We start from the raw sequence: 17,818 nt of genomic DNA, 5'->3' as shown, positions 1-17,818 counted from the left end.
TCCTACTGCCTCGGTTAATGCTCTGCTAGCGGATAATGGCTGCCCCGATTAGCTCCTGGATATCGTATATTCCGTTTTTCTCTAAATATTGTTCAAGGTCCCCTATGATTCGTCGAGATATACCCGGGTCTACAAAGTTGCCGGTGCCGATTGATACCGCCGTCGCTCCGGCCAAGATAAACTCCAAGGCATCGGAGTAATTCATGATGCCTCCCATTCCTAGAATAGGCACGTCCACTTCCTTTGCCACCTGGTAAACCATTCTGACCGCTATCGGCTTGATCGCCGGTCCGGATAACCCGCCAAAGATGTTACCTAGAGCTGGACGTCTCTTTTCCACATCAATCGCCATCCCCAAAAGCGTGTTGATAAGAGAAATGGCGTTTGCTCCCGCGTTGACCGCTGCTTTAGCCATAGCGACTATATCGGTCACGTTGGGCGATAGCTTGACTATAAGAGGTAATCTAGTGCTTTCTCGTACAGCCCTTACTACTTCGTCGATCATAATCGGGTCGGTTCCGAATTGAAGACCCCCTTGTTTTACGTTGGGGCAAGAAATGTTAACCTCGAGGCCGGCTATTCCTGGCTGTCGGTCCAAGATAGCTGCCAAACGCGCGTAATCCTCGACTTGATTACCGGCAATGTTTACGATCACGGTGGCCTTCTTTTCCCGCAGATGGGGAAGGTGGACGTTTATCAACACTTCCACTCCAGGATTTTCAAGCCCAATAGCGTTAAGCATCCCCGCAGGGGTTTCTACGATCCGGGGAGGAGGGTTCCCGTCCCTGGGCTCCAAGGTAGTGCCTTTTACGATCACCGCGCCTAATTCCGACAGATCTATAAACTCTTCATATTCCGCTCCATAGCCGAAAGTCCCCGAAGCGACCGTAACCGGGTTTTTCAATGTAATTCCACCCAAGTCTACCGATAGATTGATGGCCGGTTTTTCCTTTTTCTTAGGCATCAAACACCACCTCGCCTATCTTGAAAACAGGACCATCGGTGCATACCTTGGCATAGGCTGCGGTTCCATTTCTGATAACCTTTTTGGCACAACCCAAACATGCCCCTATGCCGCAGGCCATGTGCTCTTCCAGTGACAACTCTCCGTTGATCCCCCTTGCCTGGGCAATCTCGGTTACCTTGGCCATCATCGGTTCCGGGCCGCACGAATAAATGTAGTCGAACTGTTTCTTATCGATAACCCTCTCCAATAAATCGGTGACCCTGCCCTTCATCCCCTCACTGCCATCATCCGTCGACACCATAAAATCTATGCCCATACGTTTGAGAATATCCTTGCCGACCAGGTACCCAGAGGTAGACGCCCCTAGAAGAACAGTCACTTCGACCTTGTGTTCGCACAAGACACGGGCCAGATAAACCAGTGGAGCAATCCCGACTCCCCCGCCTATCAGAAGTGCCCGCCGCATATACCTGGGTAAAGAAAAGGGCCTGCCCAAAGGCCCCAAAACGTCGAGTTGTTCGGCTGTGTGCACATCGGACAACATTCTAGTGCCCCTACCTACCACCCGGTAGAATACGGTTATGCTACCGATTTTCTTTTCCACATTGTAGATACCGAACGGTCTTCTTAGTAGCGGGTCAAGACTTTGAGTTACCCTTATGTGGACAAACTGACCGGGAAGGGCTTCGCGTGCAATCTCAGGAGCTATAAACTCTAACTCGAAGTACCCGGGAACTATCTCCCGATGCCTGATAACAAGGGCTTGTTGAACTTTCCGCATAGAACACCCCCGATGACTGTTATGCAAGGAATTCTACATCAGGACAAATATTCCTCCAGGCATCTTATCTTAAATTGGCACCATTTTAGACAACAAGCTTACCGTTGTAAGCCACCAGCCGGCCTCGAACAATTGTAGCCCAAGGCCATCCCTTTAAGACTCGGCCTTTAAAAGGATTGTTCTTGCCCTTGGACAAGAACCGACTTGGTTCCACCCGGCGTTCTAGCTCTAAGTCTAATATTGTTATGTCCGCTACCTTTCCAGGAGCTAGATTGCCCCGGTCCAGTTTCAAGATATTGGCCGGGTTAACCGACATTAAGCGAACCACGTCAGATATGTCCACTATCCCACTATTGACCAAGTCGTTTAATATCACAGCCACGGCAGTCTCCAGCCCAGAAATTCCACATGAAGCTAGGTTGTACTCGCAGTCCTTGGCTTCTACCTCATGCGGGGCATGGTCGGTGACAATGCAATCGATCACGCCTTCGATCAGTCCCTGCCGCAAAGCTTCAACGTCCTCGCGGCTGCGCAGAGGGGGGTTGACCTTGGTATCGGGATCATAATCCCGCACCATTTCATCGGTAAGGGTTAAATGGTGGGGCGTGACTTCACAGGTTACAGCCAGACCTTTCCTTTTAGCCATTTTGATGAGCTCCACTGATCCTCGGGTGCTGATGTGAGCGAAATGAACCCTGCTTTTCGTAGTTTCCGCAAGCAGGATGTCTCTGGCCACCATTACCTCTTCCGCAGCAGCCGGAATCCCTTTAAGTCCGTACAAAGTGGAGTAAAACCCTTCGTGCATTTGTCCATCTTCGGAAAGATCTAGATCCTCGCAGTGGGAAATGACCGGGATATCGAACATCCGAGAATATTCCAAAGCCCGCCTCATAATCTCGGCATTCATCACCGGGCGCCCGTCGTCGGAGACAGCAACACAACCGGCTTGCACGAGATCAGCCATTTCTGATATCTCGGTCCCCTGCTGCTTCTTGGTAATGCTGCCGATGGGAAAGACGTTAACTACCCCTACTTGCCGGGCCCGGGAACACACAAATGCGGCCACCGCACCGTTGTCTATCACCGGGTTGGTATTAGGCATGCAGCATACAGTGGTGAACCCTCCCACCGCTGCCGCCCTGGTACCCGAGGCAATATCCTCCTTGTATTCGAATCCCGGCTCTCTCAGGTGGACGTGCATGTCGATGAATCCCGGGCAAACAATTTTACCATTAGCATCCAGTACCTCGGCTTTCTTCGTTCTTATCGCAGGTGAAATCTCTTGGACGAGACCGTCTTCGACAAGGATATCTCCTACCAGGTCGATCGAGTTCACAGGATCGATGATCCGGCCGCCTTTAATCATTAACCTCATCAGTCGTCCCTCCCATCATCAGGTACAATAAAGCCATTCTGACCGCAACCCCGTTGGTGACCTGTTCTTCGATGACTGAAAAGGGGCTATCGGCTACGTCCCCCGCTATTTCCACTCCCCGGTTCATGGGGCCGGGATGCAAGACCAGCACGTCAGGCTTGGCCAATGCCACCCGCTCCCGGGTTAGACAGTAAAGATTGCTGTACTCTTCCAAAGTCGGAAACAAACCTTCCTTTTGCCTTTCCCTTTGAATTCGTAAGACGTTGATAACGTCTACTCCTTCTAGTCCTTCTTCAATGTCGTAGTACTTTTTGACTCCCAGGTTCTCTATGTCAGCCGGCATCAGAGTAGATGGACCTATAATTCTGATCTCACACCCGAACTTTTGAAGACCAAAAATGTTGGAACGAGCTACCCGACTGTGTAATATATCCCCCAGAATAGCCACCTTTAATCCTTCTAAAGTCCCCTTTTTCTCCCGAATAGAGTACATGTCGAGCAGAGCTTGGGTAGGGTGTTCGTGAGTTCCATCCCCTGCATTGATGACCCGCATGCTGGTGTTGCGGGCAACGTAGTGCGGTACACCGCTCATGGAATGCCTTATGATAATGACGTCAGCGCCCATCGCCTCAATAGTCCTTATCGTATCCTTAAGACTTTCGCCTTTCTGTACGCTGCTGGTGGTAACCGCCAAGTTGACCGTGTCCGCCGATAAGTATTTGCCTGCCAACTCGAACGATGTTCTTGTCCGCGTACTCGGTTCGTAAAACAAGGTTACGATCACCTTTCCCCGTAAGGTTGGCACCTTCTTTATGTCCCGAAAAATTATGTCTTTCATCGGTTGGGCTACATCCAGAATCGAAGTTATCTCCTCCCGAGAAAGATCCTCAATACCGAGCAAATCCTTGCGCCGCTTAAACACCATTCATCTTTACCTCCTCGCGCGGTGTATCCAATAAAAATGCCTTCCCCGCTAGCAAGGAAGGCTTGAAACACACCTCCATTATCCGGCACCAGCCGGTTCCCTTGCTAGCCTCTCCGGACTATTTTAAAGGGATGCTTCACGTCTCAACGATTTCTTCGATTACCACCTCGTCTTTGCCGTCGATCTCTTTCATCCTTACCGTAATTATTTCTTTCCTAGAAGTGGGGACATTTTTCCCAACGTAATCCGCTTTTATGGGCAACTCTCGGTGCCCGCGGTCGATGAGCACCGCTAATTGGATACACTTCGGACGCCCTAGATCTATTAAAGCGTCTAGAGCCGCTCTAACCGTACGTCCAGTATAGAGAACATCATCGGTCAACACTATGACCTTGCCGGTAACATCGAAAGGAACCTCGGTCCGGTGAACCATCGGTTGCGAAGCCAATGTCGTCAGGTCATCCCTGTAAAGAGTTATGTCTAGAACCCCGACCGGTATCTCTACTCCTTCGATCTCTTTGATCTTCTGAGCAATCCTTTCCGCCAAGGGCCCCCCTCGTCTCCTAATCCCAACCATAGCTAAGTCAGATACCCCTTTGTTTCTTTCAATAATTTCGTGACTGATACGGGTCAATGCCCTCCTTATCCCGGCCTCGTCCATTATCCGATTCTTCTCAATTATTTTCACCAGGCGCCCCCCTTCCTTTTTCGGTTCCGGTCGAATACCAAAGGCACAAATAAAGCCTACCTCCCGTAAAGAAGGAAGGTAGGCTTCAATCTTTCCACATCTCCCTTGCCAGCCTCACGGGGCTAACTTAAAGGCTTCTGTCGTCATTCTAAGTCAAGGCCCTAGTCGTGTCAAGCACCCGATTTTTCGAGTTGCCGCAGAAGCTCCTGAACATACGGGGGAAAGGGTGAATCAAATTCAAGCAGTTCTTTAGTAGTAGGGTGATAAAAAGCCAGGTAGCAGGCATGCAAAGCCTGGCCTTTGAGCTCAAACCTCGATCTGCTCGGACCATACACCTGGTCGCCGACCACGGGGTGTCTGATATATGCAAAGTGCACCCGAATCTGGTGGGTTCGACCGGTCTCAAGCCTCGCTCTAACTAAAGTGTAGTCTCGGTATCGCCTAAGAACAGTATAGTGGGTGACGGCCGGGCGTCCCTCCCTTACTACCGCCATCTTTTTGCGGTCTGACGGGCTCCTTCCTATAGGAGCATCTATAGTCCCGGAATTCTCTCTGATCACCCCATGCACCACCGCTACATACTCCCGCCGTATTTTCCGGGCCTTTATCTGATCAGCCAGGTCGCGGTGAGCCTGATCGTTTTTAGCTACCACCATGAGGCCAGAGGTGTCTTTATCCAGGCGGTGAACTATTCCCGGTCGCAACTCCCCGTTTATTCCAGACAAGTCTTTTACCCGATACAAAAGAGCGTTAACCAGGGTCCCTTCCCAATGCCCGTGTGCAGGATGAACCACCAAGCCTTGCGGTTTGTCTATTACCACCAGATCCCGGTCTTCGTAGACTATGTTCAAAGGCATCTCTTGAGCAACCAATCCCGTCTCTCGAGCCGCTGGGATACGAACCTGTATGATATCGCCCTTTCTTATACGGTACCCGGGTTTTTGAGGCCTACCCCCGACCAAGACTAAGCCTTCGTCGATCAGGTTCTTGACTTGGCTGCGTGAAACGTCACATAACGTCTCGGCCAAGAACCGGTCCAGTCGTTCGCCTTCGTGGGACCCTTCTATCACCACGTCTCGCGTTTCCATACGTACCAACCTTCTCCCCTAGCCCCTTGACTTGAGCAACAGTAAAGCCAGCCAAGCTGTTCCAACCACGATAGCCGAATCGGCTAGGTTAAACACGGGCCAAAATCCCAAATCGATAAAGTCCACGACTCCCCCATGCCAAAGCCGGTCCACAAGGTTACCCAAAGCTCCCCCGCTCACCAAACCTAGCCCAAACTGTAAGGCCTTATTTGGTTTGTAATAAACGGCATAATAACTGGCCACGAAAATTAAGCCGATAGCTGTAGCTAAAAACAAAAAATATCTCCCTGACAATAACCCGAAAGCCCCGCCTTGGTTCAATACCCGCGTAACGTGCAAAACATTACCGATAACCGGTACACTCTGTCCCAAACCCATATACTCCTGTATCCACAGCTTGGTCAGTTGATCTAACCCAGCGACCGTCAGCATTATTATCCAATAGTGCAGTTTTTTTCCCCCTCTCCGCAGCCATCCTGCACCCAACCCGAGAATTATAACTTTTCCTACAACAACACCATTACATCATCACTAAAACCGCGTAATATATAAACCGTGCCACTGTCGTTTATTGGCCCTCTTTCTGGGCTTTTCGAGTAACTGCAGGTATTCGTACTCCAGTTTTTTAGCCATCGCCCTTGATGACAGCCGCTTGGCTTTGGCTACTGCCCGAACCGAAAAACCGCGTCTGGTCTCCTCGTCTGTCAGCAAGCGAACCACCTTTTGTGCGAACTGCCGTGCGTCCAGCTCAACCAGGTAACCGTTCATCCCGTCATCCACGGTATCCTGCACCCCGAAAGCATTAACTGCCACTACTGGAAGGCCGGTAGCCATGGCCTCAGCCAGCACCAGCCCCTGGGTTTCGGTAACCGAAGGAAAAGTAAAAACCGTGGAGTCAAAGTATACGTCTACCAGTTCATCGAAAGGCAGACGGCCGGTAAACACCACGTCCCGTTCTAGTTCTAGTCCCAAGCTGGTAGCCAGGCGTTTCAGCTCGCTTTCCATAGGCCCCCCCGCTACCAGAACCAAAACAGCGGGCGGTACTTGCCGTTTCACCATGCTAAAAGCCTCTAACAAAAACTCCAAGTTCTTCTCCTTTGTCAACCGTCCAACGAATAGACATATTGGAGCGTCATCAGGCAAATGATAATGTTCCCTTATCCAGCCGGGCTTCCGTCTTCTGAACTTATCCAGCTGTACCCCGGTAGGAATAACCCGGACCGGAGTATGGATACCATAACCCCTTACCAGCCGCTCCACTTCTCGGGACGGTGCTATCACCAGATCGCATCGGTTGCAGAAGTGACGGCTGTAAACGATAACCAGTTCCCGTGCCAATTCCTGGGGAATGGGGACGTAGTGTACATACTGGTCATAAAGAGTATGGTACGTGAACACCAACGGCAAATCGAAACGCTCGGCGCACTTGGCTCCCCATCTTCCCAACAAGAAAGGGGAATGCACATGAACTATGTCAAGGTTGAGCTTTTCAACCACCGAGTTCATCCGCGGAGCAATCGGAACAGCTAAGGTATAGTCTGGATTGGTTGGAGCAGGTACGGAGAAAAACCGAAAGACGTTCCGTTCGTATTCTTTGTACTGAGGATAACTGGGAGCAAAAACATAAACGTCATGTCCCATACGGGTCAGTTCATCAGAAAAAGTAGTTATGGAAGTTACTACGCCGCTGGTGTATGGCTTGTAGCTGTCGGTAAAGATGCCTATCCGCAGCTCAACCACCTCCTCGCATCATCAATCGGTCAGCTTCCCTGACGAATCATTCCGGGAACTTCTTGTGCCATTCCTCAAAAAAATCATATTCCGCGACTTTAAACCATTCGCCTTTTTCCGTTATCTCGCCCATGTCTGTCTGTCGCTCTTCCTCTGGTCTGGTGAATTTGTCCTGTTGCGCTCTAGCGCATTTGATACAGAGGTCGGTTTCAGGCAAAACCTCAAGTCTCTTGGGTTCGATCGCACCGCCGCAGGCTTCGCATTGCCCGTATGTTCCGCTGTCTAACCGTTCCAAAGCCCTCTTCACTCGTTGTAACTCCAGTTCTAGATTCTCTTGAATCCCCGCGTCCTTTTCTCTCTCGTACAGTTCAGAAGCGATGTCACCCGGGTGCTGGTCATACATCGAAAGCTCGTCCAGCATCTCGACCATACCCGCTTCCCTCGCCTTCCTCTTATCGTTCAAAGCCTTTTCCAATCTCTCTTTTTTTGCGAGCAATTTTGCACTGGCATCCACTTCGCATCACCCCTTTTTCAGCGACCTGTCCCTGGAAAACCTCCGGGCGCATTCAGCTGCACCTGCACTATTCGCACTAATTGAGCAATAAGATCTCCTATCACTGGCAGGTTTAAGATCAGGGCCTTCTGGAGGAAATAAAGAATTATAGCTACCAGCACTGTAGCACCGACGACGCCACCAAACCCTCGAGCCACCCCAATCAGAAAATTAATATAAAGAAGCCGTTTCGGATTCTGCAGGACATCAACGTACTCGGCCAGCCTCATCCGTTCCATGTTCACCGAAAGCTCTTCTATTCTTTTCAGTAGGTGCTGCCAGAACTCGGGATCCGTTTTCCCGTCTGGTGCCATTTCACACCGACCCTTTCTAGTATGTCAATTAGTTACACACTCTATCCTCAAGACAGGATTGGGAGGCCCACATACCTCCCTCCCTTTCTTTCTATAATCTCGATTATATTATATCAATACTTCCAGCCGTAACCAAGCCGTTCCAATCGGTCGCCAGATTCCCTACCACTTTGTGGACGAGTTGCTATATAATTGACATAAGCCAGGTTTTGGAAGCCGCTTTCGACTTCTAATAGGAAAACCGGCGATTAAAAGGAGGGATCGATATGGAATTGGTCCAAAAACTGGGTAAATCTCTGGATGAGATGGTCAGGCCGTCGACTTACCCTGTCGCTGTGAAGGTACTTGAGAATGGAGATCTCCCGCAAAAAGCAGTTTTCCCCGTCAAGAACTTCGGTAACCGCTTGGCTCTGTGCCAGGGACTCAGCATCGCCCGGCGCTTTGGCATGACTGTGGCCTTCGGACCAGATGACCACCAGTGCCCGCCTGTGCTTATGGCTTTGGGGCTCAAAGACATCAGCAAAAATTTCCAGGAGGGACTCATGGCTTATCCCTTCTATGCCGAGACTCCGGAAATAGGTGCTTCCTTAAACGCGAATCACCTGCCTCGCATGGAACAATCCGAAAATCGACACGTCCTCCTTTCGCCCTTGAGCCGTGCCAGCTTTGAACCTGACGTCGTGCTCGTCTACGGAAATTCCGCTCAAATCCACCGGTTAGTTATGGCAGTTTGTTACAAGACCGGACGCCCTGTAAACGCGGTTTTTTCAGAGCGCATGGGGTGTCTACGAGCTATCATAGTCAGTATCCAATCGGGGGAATACCAAATCACAATTCCCGGCAGCGGCGAAAGAGCCTTTGGTTTCTGTGGGGAAGATGAAATCGTTTTTGCCATTCCCCGCAACCGTTTTGAGGAGTTACTGAGTGGGCTTGAGGGTTCGCAAAAAGCTGGCGGTATGCGCTATCCCACCATATACCCAGCTCTTCTCAAGAGTCCACTGTTCCCACCCCAGTTTGACCCGGTCATGGAAGACCTGGGCATCAAGCAAAACAGGTAACACTGGGCTCAAAAGTCACCTATCGATGGAAAGGAGGTAAAGAGCGTGAACCTATGGCAGGCTATTAAAGAAAGACGGAGTTGTAGGGAGTTCGCTACCACCCCGGTCGAAGACGAGAAGCTCGAGGCCGTTTTGGAGGCCGCCAGATGGGCACCATCCGTGCTCAACAAGCAACCTTGGAGGTTCACGGTTATCAAGAACCAGGAGCTCAAACAAAGACTAAAAGATTCTTGTAGCAAGACTATCGAATTCCTCCATCAAGCGAGTGGTTGGAAATGGTTGGGACGTTATAAGGTGGATTTCTTAGCTCAAGCTCCTGTAATCATAGCCGTCACTGCCGACCCGCAAGACGCAGGAGCCGACAAATTCCTCCCGGGAAGAGGGGAATCCTATGCCATGTCTTGCTGCGCAGCAGTCCAGAACATGCTCCTCGCGGCTCACGCTTTGGGACTGGGCAGTCTATGGTATACCCTTTATGACAAAGACGAAGTAAAACAGATACTAAATGTTCCTCCTCACATGGATTTGGTCAGCATGGTCGTTATAGGATATCCGGCTTCTCCTCCAGGTTCCGTACCCCGCAAGCCATTAGAAGAATTGATGACGGTCATACCGTAGAAGTGTGGGTAAAAAGCTGCGAATCACGTTGACCTCGTGGTTAGACTCAAATGCCTGGTCCGGAAAGGCCAGGCGTATTTGTTCAGTTGGTCAAAGCCTGAATGGGAGCGGGTATCCTTCCTCCTCGTTCTACAAAGCGAGCAGAGGAAAAACAGTTTACCTCCATCACCGGTCCTCGCCCCAGAAGTCCACCGAATTCCACCCATTCCCCTGCCTTCTTACCCGGTGCGGGAATAACACGAACTGCCGTTGTCTTATTATTTATCATGCCGATGGCGGCCTCATCAGCGATGATGGCCGCAATCGTTTCGGCCGGAATGTCTCCCGGGACAATCACCATGTCCAGACCCACCGAACATACAGAGGTCATAGCTTCGAGTTTATCTATGGTCAAACTCCCGGCTTCCACCGCTCTCACCATACCTAGGTCTTCACTTACCGGGATGAAAGCCCCTGAGAGCCCTCCGACATACGATGAAGCCATGGCTCCTCCTTTTTTTACGGCATCGTTCAATAAAGCCAGAGCGGCCGTACTGCCGGGAGCACCGCACTTTTCCAACCCCATGGCTTCGAGGATCTCGGCCACACTGTCCCCAGGAGCAGGGGTAGGGGCTAAGGACAGGTCCACAATGCCAAAGCTCACTCCTAGGCGCCGCGACGCTTCCCGCCCTACCAGCTCTCCCATGCGGGTAATCTTAAAAGCGGTGTTCTTTATCAGATTGGCCAGAGTCCCCAGGTCGGCCTCCGGGTGTTCCCTAACCACGTGGAGCACAACTCCCGGCCCGCTGATGCCTATGTTGATGCTGGCATCAGGTTCGCCTATCCCGTGAAATGCCCCAGCCATAAAAGGATTGTCTTCAGGAGCATTGCAAAACACCACTATCTTGGCGCAGCCAATCCCGTCGCGATGGCGAGTAAGTTCTGCGGTCTCCTTGATTACTCGCCCCATCAAGGATACGGCATCCATGTTTATACCAGCTTTCGTAGTGCCGACGTTAACACTTGCGCAGACCCTTTCCGTTCCGGCTAAGGTCCGAGGTATAGCGTGAATCAATGCCAGGTCGCCCTGCGTGAACCCTTTGTGAACCAAAGCCGAAAAACCTCCAATGAAATTGACACCTACTTCCTCGGCAGCTCGATCGACGTACTTTCCCAGAACAACCATCTCGTCTGGCGAAAAGCCCTCAGCTATCAATGCAATCGGGGTCACTGAAACCCGTTTGTTCACGATAGGAATTCCATACTCCCTTTCTATATCTTCCCCTACCTTGACCAAGCGCTCGGCCTTATTTACAATCCTGTCAAAAATCTTCCTACCCACATCGTGGACTGATCCGCCGCTACAACCTCTGAGGCTAATGCCCATAGTGATAGTCCTTATGTCCAGTTTTTGTGACTGCAACATATTCAGGGTTTCCATTACTTCTTCGGGGTGTATCATGTATTTCATACCACCCTATCACCTCTCGCTGAAGCTTTACAAGGAGACCAGCGTTTCCCCTCTTCCACCCAAGTTGTTGTATCCGGCTATCATGCGTTCTCCATCCCATGCCTTTGTAGCAGCGTGAGAAAAACTCTTCTGACACCTTCCATGCGTGGCCGCTAGACCCCGAGACATGTCATATCCCGCATTAGTTCTCATATTTTTTCAATAGATTATCTGTGTAAATCTACTGCCATCTGTGTAAATCTGTGGTTTCCTTGTCAAATCCTGTGCATGAACCGGAAAACATCTTCATGCTGCACATTCACAACCAGCCCTAATTCCTCCCCTTTTTGGGTCAATCTCTCTTTCAGATCCGCCAAGTCGATGTTGCTGTCCTTAAAATCGACCACCATCACCATGGTAAAAAACCCCTGCAATATCGTTTGGCTTATGTCCAAGATGTTGACGTTGGCATCAGCCAAAATATTGGCTATCCCCGCGATGATTCCTACCCTATCCTTCCCCACCGCTGTTATTATCAGTCTCTGTCCTTCTTCACCCATGGCGAGACCCCCCTACCTTTCTTCAACTCCTTTTCACTACCGCCAAACACCGAGGACATAAGGTCGGGTGTTCCGGGTCCGTTCCCACCTCTGGGGTAATCACCCAACACCGCTCGCATTTTTGCCCGCTGGCAGGTTCAACCGCAACCCACAAACCCTGAACGTCTTCTAGTTCGACGCTGCCTGCGGGCCTGTCGTCTGCCTTATACAAACCTACCTGAGACACGATGAATATGCTCCCAATGCTTTCTATAGACTCAAGAAGTTCTCGCCACTCTTCATCCGCATAGATAGAAACCGCCGCCCCCAAAGAATGCCCTATTCTCTTTTCTTGTCGCGCCACCTCAAGAGCCTTGGTAACAACTTCTCGAGCCTTTAATATTTTGTCCCATCGCTCCTCCAGAACCGGGTCTAAGTAACGTTCATCGACTAGTGGCCATTCGGTCAACTGGACACTAACCGGATCGCCCTTACCGCGCAGGTATTGCCATATTTCTTCGGTCGTGAAAGCAAGCACCGGGGTCAGTATCCTTACTAACGCCTGGATTACCTCGTAGAGAACAGTTTGCGCTGCCCTCCGCCCTTGAGAGTCTGGAGCAGACGTATACAACCGGTCTTTGATAATATCGAAATAAACCGCACTTAGGTCAACCGTACAGAAATTGTGCACCGAATGATAAACAACGTGAAACTCGAAGTCTTCATAAGCCCGGGTAACCCTTTGAATCAACTTATGCAACTTTAAGAGAACCCAACGTTCCAACTCCGGCAGGTCTTCATATTTTACCCTGTCCTGCTCAGGCTGAAAATCGTAAAGATTCCCGAGGATAAATCTGCAGGTATTACGAATCTTCCGATAAGCCTCTGCTGCCTGATTCATGATGTTTTCCGAGGCAGCCACGTCGCCCCGGTAATCGGCTGAAGAAACCCACAAACGCAGGATATCTGCTCCCATTTTTTCGATGATGTTCAGAGGGTCTACCACGTTGCCGAGGGATTTTGACATTTTCCTACCCTGCTCGTCTACTACAAATCCATGGGTCAAAACGATTCGGTACGGAGCCCTGCCGGTCACCGCCACCGAAGTTGAAAGGGATGAGTTAAACCAACCCCGATGCTGGTCGCTCCCTTCGAGGTACATGTCTGCTGGCCAGCGCAAGTCGGGACGGGTTTCCAACACCGCCTTATGACTTGACCCCGAATCGAACCATACATCCATGATATCTTTCTCTTTGTAGAACTCTTGGCTCCCACAATTTTCGCACGTATAGCCTCTGGGAAGAAGGTCCTTAGCCTCGGAAGCAAACCAGATGTCAGAACCGTTCTCTGCAAAGAGATCAGCCACGTGCCCTATGGTTTCATCATCGATAACAGCCTGCCCGCAACTAGCGCAGTAGAAGATAGGAATAGGTACTCCCCAGCTTCGCTGACGGGATATGCACCAGTCGCCCCGGTCCCGAACCATGTTGTATATACGGTCTCGGCCCCAAGCCGGTATCCACCGTACCGTATCTATCGCTTCCAAAGCCGCCTGCCGAAAACCGTCAATGGAAGCAAACCACTGCTCTGTTGCGCGGTATACAATAGGTTGCTTGCAACGCCAGCAATGCGGGTATTGGTGAGTGACTTCGCCTGTCTTCACTAGCATTCCGATATCCTTGAGATGAGCGATAATGCTCTTATTGGCGTCGTGACAGAACTGCCCGGCAAAGATCCCCGCCTCTTCCGTGAACACACCCCGGTCGTCAAGGGGCGATATCACAGGCAAGCCGTATTCTTTTCCAACCACGAAGTCCTCTTCCCCGTGACCAGGTGCGGTGTGGACACATCCGGTCCCCTGGTCTAAGGTTACGTGCTCGCCACATATCACGAGCGAATCCCGATTCATGAACGGGTGGGAACACACCGTATTTTCCAATTCCTTTCCTTTTAACGTTTGGAGGATCTCGTAACCATCCCAACCCACTTCTGCGGCAACTTCTTCCAGCAAGCCTTTGGCGACGACATACCGTTCCGCTCCTACTCGTACCACGACGTAGTCATAATCAGGATGGACTGCAATACCCGTATTAGCCGGTAAAGTCCATGGGGTAGTAGTCCAAATAACGACATAGGTGTTTGGTGAAACAAACAATCCTTTAGCATCCTTCACCGGGAATTTGACGTAGATCGAAGGCGATACCTTGTCTTGGTATTCGATTTCTGCTTCTGCCAAGGCAGTCTCGCAGTCGGCACACCAGTAGACCGGCTTCAGCCCTTTGTAGATATACCCTTTCTTGGCCATCTCTCCAAAAACCCGAATTTGCACCGCCTCGAACCTGGGTTCCAGGGTCAGATAGGGATTCTCCCAGTCGCCCCTGACTCCCAAGCGCCTGAACTCCTCGCGCTGAATGTTCACATATTTCCAGGCGTACTCCTTGCAGTGCCTTCTGAACTCCAACACGTCGGTTTTATGGCGATCTAGTCCCAAAGCCTTGATAGCTTGTTGTTCAATCGGCAGACCATGGGTGTCCCACCCAGGAACGTAGGGAGCATTGTACCCGGTCATACTCTTATACTTTACAATAATGTCTTTCAAGACTTTGTTCAGGGTATGGCCTACGTGAATATGGCCATTAGCGTAAGGCGGTCCGTCGTGCAGGATAAAATCGGGTTTGCCCTGCGTGTTTTCTTGAACCTTCTCGTAGAGCCGAATCTCGTCCCAAAACTTGAGTATCTCCGGCTCCCGTGAAGGCAAGTTGGCACGCATGGGGAAACCGGTTTGAGGCAAATTCAACGTGTTATCGTATTTTCCTTTTCCCAAAATCAATCACCCCTGTATGTAATTATTACCAATTAATATAGCAAAAAGCCTTTCACCCTGAAATTATAGGGACGAAAGGCCATCTTCCGCGGTACCACCCTAATAGCGCCTCACATGCCAGGCACCACTCTGTACGCCGATAACGGGGCGTCACCGTTCAAGCCTACTCACTATATTGCCCTCCAAGTACACTTAAGCGGGGTTACCTACGGAGAATGAAAACCAAACTGGTTAAAAACCTGTGGTTTTCGGTTGAAAGCTCCAGGGGGATATTCGCCCTTCGGACAGGCCCTGCCCGGCTTCCACCATCCCGGGTTCGCTGTTAACCCTTATCCGTGCTACTGTCCCTTTCATCGCCGTTTGTTTCTTCGCTTGTCAACCACCCGGTTGAAAATCAGCTATATTCTAGCAGACCGCACAACAAAAGACAACCGAGCCAAGCCCCGTAATTTTAAAAATTGATTTAGACGCTGATTTACGCAGATTTTTTAAAACAATCTCAGGTCTATAGTCGTCCTTCAGCCAGTATCACGGTTCAGTAATTCCACGATTTTGAGACTGGCTAGCCGCATGTTCTCCAAGTCATCCCAGTCATTGACGTCAGAAATCAGGCCAACATCCGTAACTTGCACGTAGCGGTTCCTGATCACGTGAAGGCCCAGTAGCAATCCGATTAAAAGGCAGGTATCCGGCTCTTTTTCCGGATCCTTTCCCTCAAATAAGAGTCGGAGATACAACATCCAGGCAGCATCAGCTGCACTATGTGGCTGGTATCCCACTCCTGGATTGAGACAAAAAGCATAGAAGCCGTTAGGGTACAGTCCTCTCATGTCCTTTTCCAATTCTGGGATCTCGGCTAACACCGCTCCCCTTGCCTTTTCAAATACGGCATCATGCTTCCCATCGCGCACTTCATCACGTATTAACCTGCGGTAAGATAACACTTCTGACGACACAGCCACTAGTGTTGAAGCAGTATACTCGGCTGCCGCTGCCCATTGTAAAATGTTTGTCGCCATATGTTCCTTGGAAAGCAAGCCTTTCTCAAAATCCCAATAGTTCTTTTCCGCAGCCGTCAACAACGAAATAACCCCTGGGGCTTCCCGTTGCAACTTGGTCTTAGCCCAACCGTCTATTATCTGTTCCAGTCTTCCCCATATATCGGCATGCTCGTCACCGGTCAAGCTGGAAGCCAACTGCTCAGCTTCGCCTGTCAATCTCTGTTTGCTTTCCCTCCATCTTTCCTCCAGTATGAGGTCCTGCCACGCCAATGTCATCATTACATCGCTGATCTCCTGTTTCATCTGATAAAGCAATTCCAAGGCTCCTCCTAACTTTTCACGGGGCGCCCGAGGATGAGTAAGAAGCCTTTCTACTTGTGCTGCTAGTTGCTCAAGGGAGTTAACCTGAGCTAAGGTTTCCCGCTGTAATCTCCCTACCACTTTGGATGAAAGTTCTTGTACCACGGAAAACAATCGAGCCTGCAAGTGCTCGCTCGCGCGATTGACCGACGGCTGTATAAGGACTTCGTACTGTCCTCCAATGCGCTCCATCTGAGGAACTGGCTTATCCCCTTCTTCCGCGCCCCATTCCTCTATCTGAGCGTAAAGCAACTCTTCCAAATACCGCAGAGCAATCTGGTGCTGACTGCGCAATTTACTCCAGGTTTCCTTAAGGTTTCGTGATATTGCCAATTCTAGTTCGTCTGAAACGCGGGCTACAAATACATCCAAGCTATCCAGAAAATCGGTTACGACAACTACCCGTTCCTCAACGCTCTTCTGTAATTGAAACAACTCACCTGATAGGCTGACTCCAGGTGACCAAAACAACTTTTTCTTTATCTCATTTAAACCGTCAAGAACCTGTTGACCAAACCTACGGCCACTTTCGCATAACCAACCGGTGTTCTTAGCCAAGTCAGATCGCGCGGTTTCGACCAAGGGATTTGTTTTTTCTGTAACCAGATAATTCAAAATTTCCTCAGCTACCGGCTGAAATTCAGTCATTGCTTTTTTTACGGTGGGCAGGACCCACTCCGGAATCGTAGTCCGCGACCTGGGTTGGCTCAAAACCGTTAACAAAATGGTAACCGTAAACCCGACCGTGAATACAATTATTGCCAAAGACAAAGATATCCTGGCCAACCAACGTGAAATGACAAAAAGGTTGATCAATACCAGGATCCAGATAAGCAGGATATAGTCACGATAGTTGAAATCATGCCGAACTTTCACTTTGCAGCCTGTCCTCCGCCTTATCGCTCTGACCGGAAACACCATATTGACAGTACAGCCGAATAGTGCATCGGTCACAATCGGGCTTGCGTGCCCGGCAAACCGCCCTGCCGTGAGAAATGAACAAGTGGTGAGCCCGAGCCCACCAAGATTCAGGTATAATCCTCTTAAGCTCAGCCTCTGCTACCTGAGGATCACGGGCATTGTGCCAACCCAGGCGCCGTGACACCCTAAGGACGTGCGTGTCAACCCCTAAACCCGGTTTAGCAAATCCCACGCTGACTACAACATTAGCCGTTTTTCTTCCCACCCCTGGTAAACGTAACAATTGGTCAAAATCCGTGGGAACTTCCCCTCCAAACTCTTCCATCAAAATCCGGGCCAAAGCGATGAGGTTCCGAGCCTTCTGCCGATAAAGCCCGCAACCTTTTATCATATCTTCCAAAATCCCTACTTCCATTGAAGCCAAATCTTTAGGCGATTTGACCTCAGCAAAAAGTCCTCTGGTGACTCGGTTCACCTGCTCGTCAGTGGTACGAGCAGATAACATAACAGCTACCAACAACTGAAATGGGTTCTGAAACTTCAGTCGAGTACCTGCTTGTGGGTAAACATCCGCTAACGTACGCAAGACGAGTAGAATCTTATCTGTCTTTGCCAACGAGTTTCACCACCATCGTTCATGTCGAGC

At 50.3% G+C, this 17,818-nt stretch carries 17 protein-coding genes; 2 read left to right on the top strand and 15 right to left on the bottom strand.

The window, feature by feature from the left end:
• Positions 1–25: 25 nt before the first annotated feature.
• The 10 genes from SLIP_RS04145 to SLIP_RS04100 form a co-directional block, all read right to left on the bottom strand.
• Positions 26–964: a dihydroorotate dehydrogenase gene (locus SLIP_RS04145; protein ID WP_013175023.1), complete on the bottom strand. Its 939-nt coding sequence runs from the start codon at positions 962–964 to the stop codon at positions 26–28.
• Positions 957–1,748: a dihydroorotate dehydrogenase electron transfer subunit gene (locus tag SLIP_RS04140; protein ID WP_013175022.1), complete on the bottom strand. Its 792-nt coding sequence runs from the start codon at positions 1,746–1,748 to the stop codon at positions 957–959. The genes SLIP_RS04145 and SLIP_RS04140 overlap by 8 nt, the downstream gene beginning before the upstream one ends.
• An 85-nt stretch (positions 1,749–1,833) precedes the next feature.
• Complete coding sequence (locus SLIP_RS04135) at positions 1,834–3,123, bottom strand: dihydroorotase (protein WP_013175021.1); 1,290 nt, start codon at positions 3,121–3,123, stop codon at positions 1,834–1,836.
• A complete protein-coding gene (locus SLIP_RS04130) occupies positions 3,107–4,048 on the bottom strand; it encodes an aspartate carbamoyltransferase catalytic subunit (RefSeq protein WP_013175020.1) in 942 nt (313 codons plus the stop codon). Before SLIP_RS04130 ends, SLIP_RS04135 begins: the two co-directional genes overlap by 17 nt.
• A 136-nt stretch (positions 4,049–4,184) precedes the next feature.
• Entirely contained in the window at positions 4,185–4,736 is a 552-nt protein-coding gene (gene pyrR / locus SLIP_RS04125; RefSeq protein ID WP_013175019.1) for a bifunctional pyr operon transcriptional regulator/uracil phosphoribosyltransferase PyrR, read from the bottom strand.
• A gap of 170 nt (positions 4,737–4,906) precedes the next feature.
• Positions 4,907–5,824 carry an RluA family pseudouridine synthase gene (locus SLIP_RS04120; RefSeq protein WP_013175018.1) on the bottom strand — a complete coding sequence of 306 codons (918 nt, stop codon included), beginning with the start codon at positions 5,822–5,824 and terminating at the stop codon, positions 4,907–4,909.
• A gap of 18 nt (positions 5,825–5,842) precedes the next feature.
• Positions 5,843–6,310, bottom strand: a complete 468-nt coding sequence (lspA, locus tag SLIP_RS04115) for a signal peptidase II (RefSeq protein WP_273698969.1) — start codon at positions 6,308–6,310, stop codon at positions 5,843–5,845.
• Positions 6,311–6,355: 45 nt separating this feature from the next.
• A complete protein-coding gene (locus tag SLIP_RS04110) occupies positions 6,356–7,564 on the bottom strand; it encodes a glycosyltransferase family 4 protein (protein ID WP_013175016.1) in 1,209 nt (402 codons plus the stop codon).
• A gap of 37 nt (positions 7,565–7,601) precedes the next feature.
• Positions 7,602–8,069 carry a TraR/DksA C4-type zinc finger protein gene (locus SLIP_RS04105; protein WP_013175015.1) on the bottom strand — a complete coding sequence of 156 codons (468 nt, stop codon included), beginning with the start codon at positions 8,067–8,069 and terminating at the stop codon, positions 7,602–7,604.
• Positions 8,070–8,086: 17 nt separating this feature from the next.
• Positions 8,087–8,422 (bottom strand): DUF5665 domain-containing protein, encoded by a 336-nt coding sequence (locus SLIP_RS04100; protein ID WP_013175014.1) that lies wholly within the window; start codon positions 8,420–8,422, stop codon positions 8,087–8,089.
• 266 nt (positions 8,423–8,688) lie between these two features.
• On the opposite strand from SLIP_RS04100, the gene SLIP_RS04095 reads away from it, so the two are divergent.
• Together SLIP_RS04095 and SLIP_RS04090 are read left to right on the top strand one after the other, a co-directional pair.
• The gene (locus SLIP_RS04095) at positions 8,689–9,480 is read left to right on the top strand and encodes a DUF169 domain-containing protein (protein WP_013175013.1); all 792 of its coding nucleotides are present in this window, start codon (positions 8,689–8,691) and stop codon (positions 9,478–9,480) included.
• Positions 9,481–9,525: 45 nt separating this feature from the next.
• Positions 9,526–10,098 carry a nitroreductase family protein gene (locus SLIP_RS04090; RefSeq protein WP_013175012.1) on the top strand — a complete coding sequence of 191 codons (573 nt, stop codon included), beginning with the start codon at positions 9,526–9,528 and terminating at the stop codon, positions 10,096–10,098.
• An 82-nt stretch (positions 10,099–10,180) separates the two neighbouring features.
• On the opposite strand, the gene SLIP_RS04085 is transcribed toward SLIP_RS04090, so the two are convergent.
• From SLIP_RS04085 to nth, 5 genes are all read right to left on the bottom strand, one after another.
• Positions 10,181–11,548, bottom strand: a complete 1,368-nt coding sequence (locus SLIP_RS04085) for a PFL family protein (protein ID WP_041432700.1) — start codon at positions 11,546–11,548, stop codon at positions 10,181–10,183.
• Positions 11,549–11,802: 254 nt separating this feature from the next.
• Entirely contained in the window at positions 11,803–12,087 is a 285-nt protein-coding gene (locus SLIP_RS04080; protein ID WP_013175010.1) for an ACT domain-containing protein, read from the bottom strand.
• Positions 12,088–12,109: 22 nt separating this feature from the next.
• The gene (ileS, locus tag SLIP_RS04075) at positions 12,110–14,836 is read right to left on the bottom strand and encodes an isoleucine--tRNA ligase (RefSeq protein WP_049765082.1); all 2,727 of its coding nucleotides are present in this window, start codon (positions 14,834–14,836) and stop codon (positions 12,110–12,112) included.
• Between the two features lie 572 nt (positions 14,837–15,408).
• Positions 15,409–17,127 (bottom strand): hypothetical protein, encoded by a 1,719-nt coding sequence (locus SLIP_RS04070; protein ID WP_013175008.1) that lies wholly within the window; start codon positions 17,125–17,127, stop codon positions 15,409–15,411.
• Complete coding sequence (gene nth / locus SLIP_RS04065) at positions 17,111–17,788, bottom strand: endonuclease III (protein ID WP_013175007.1); 678 nt, start codon at positions 17,786–17,788, stop codon at positions 17,111–17,113. Before nth ends, SLIP_RS04070 begins: the two co-directional genes overlap by 17 nt.
• Between the last annotated feature and the right edge of the window lie 30 nt (positions 17,789–17,818).

Source organism: Syntrophothermus lipocalidus DSM 12680 (genome assembly GCF_000092405.1).
Classification (GTDB): Bacteria; Bacillota; Syntrophomonadia; order Syntrophomonadales; family Syntrophothermaceae; genus Syntrophothermus; species Syntrophothermus lipocalidus.
The sequence above is the reverse complement of the archived record's forward strand: the minus strand, read 5'-3'. Positions and strand labels throughout refer to the sequence as shown.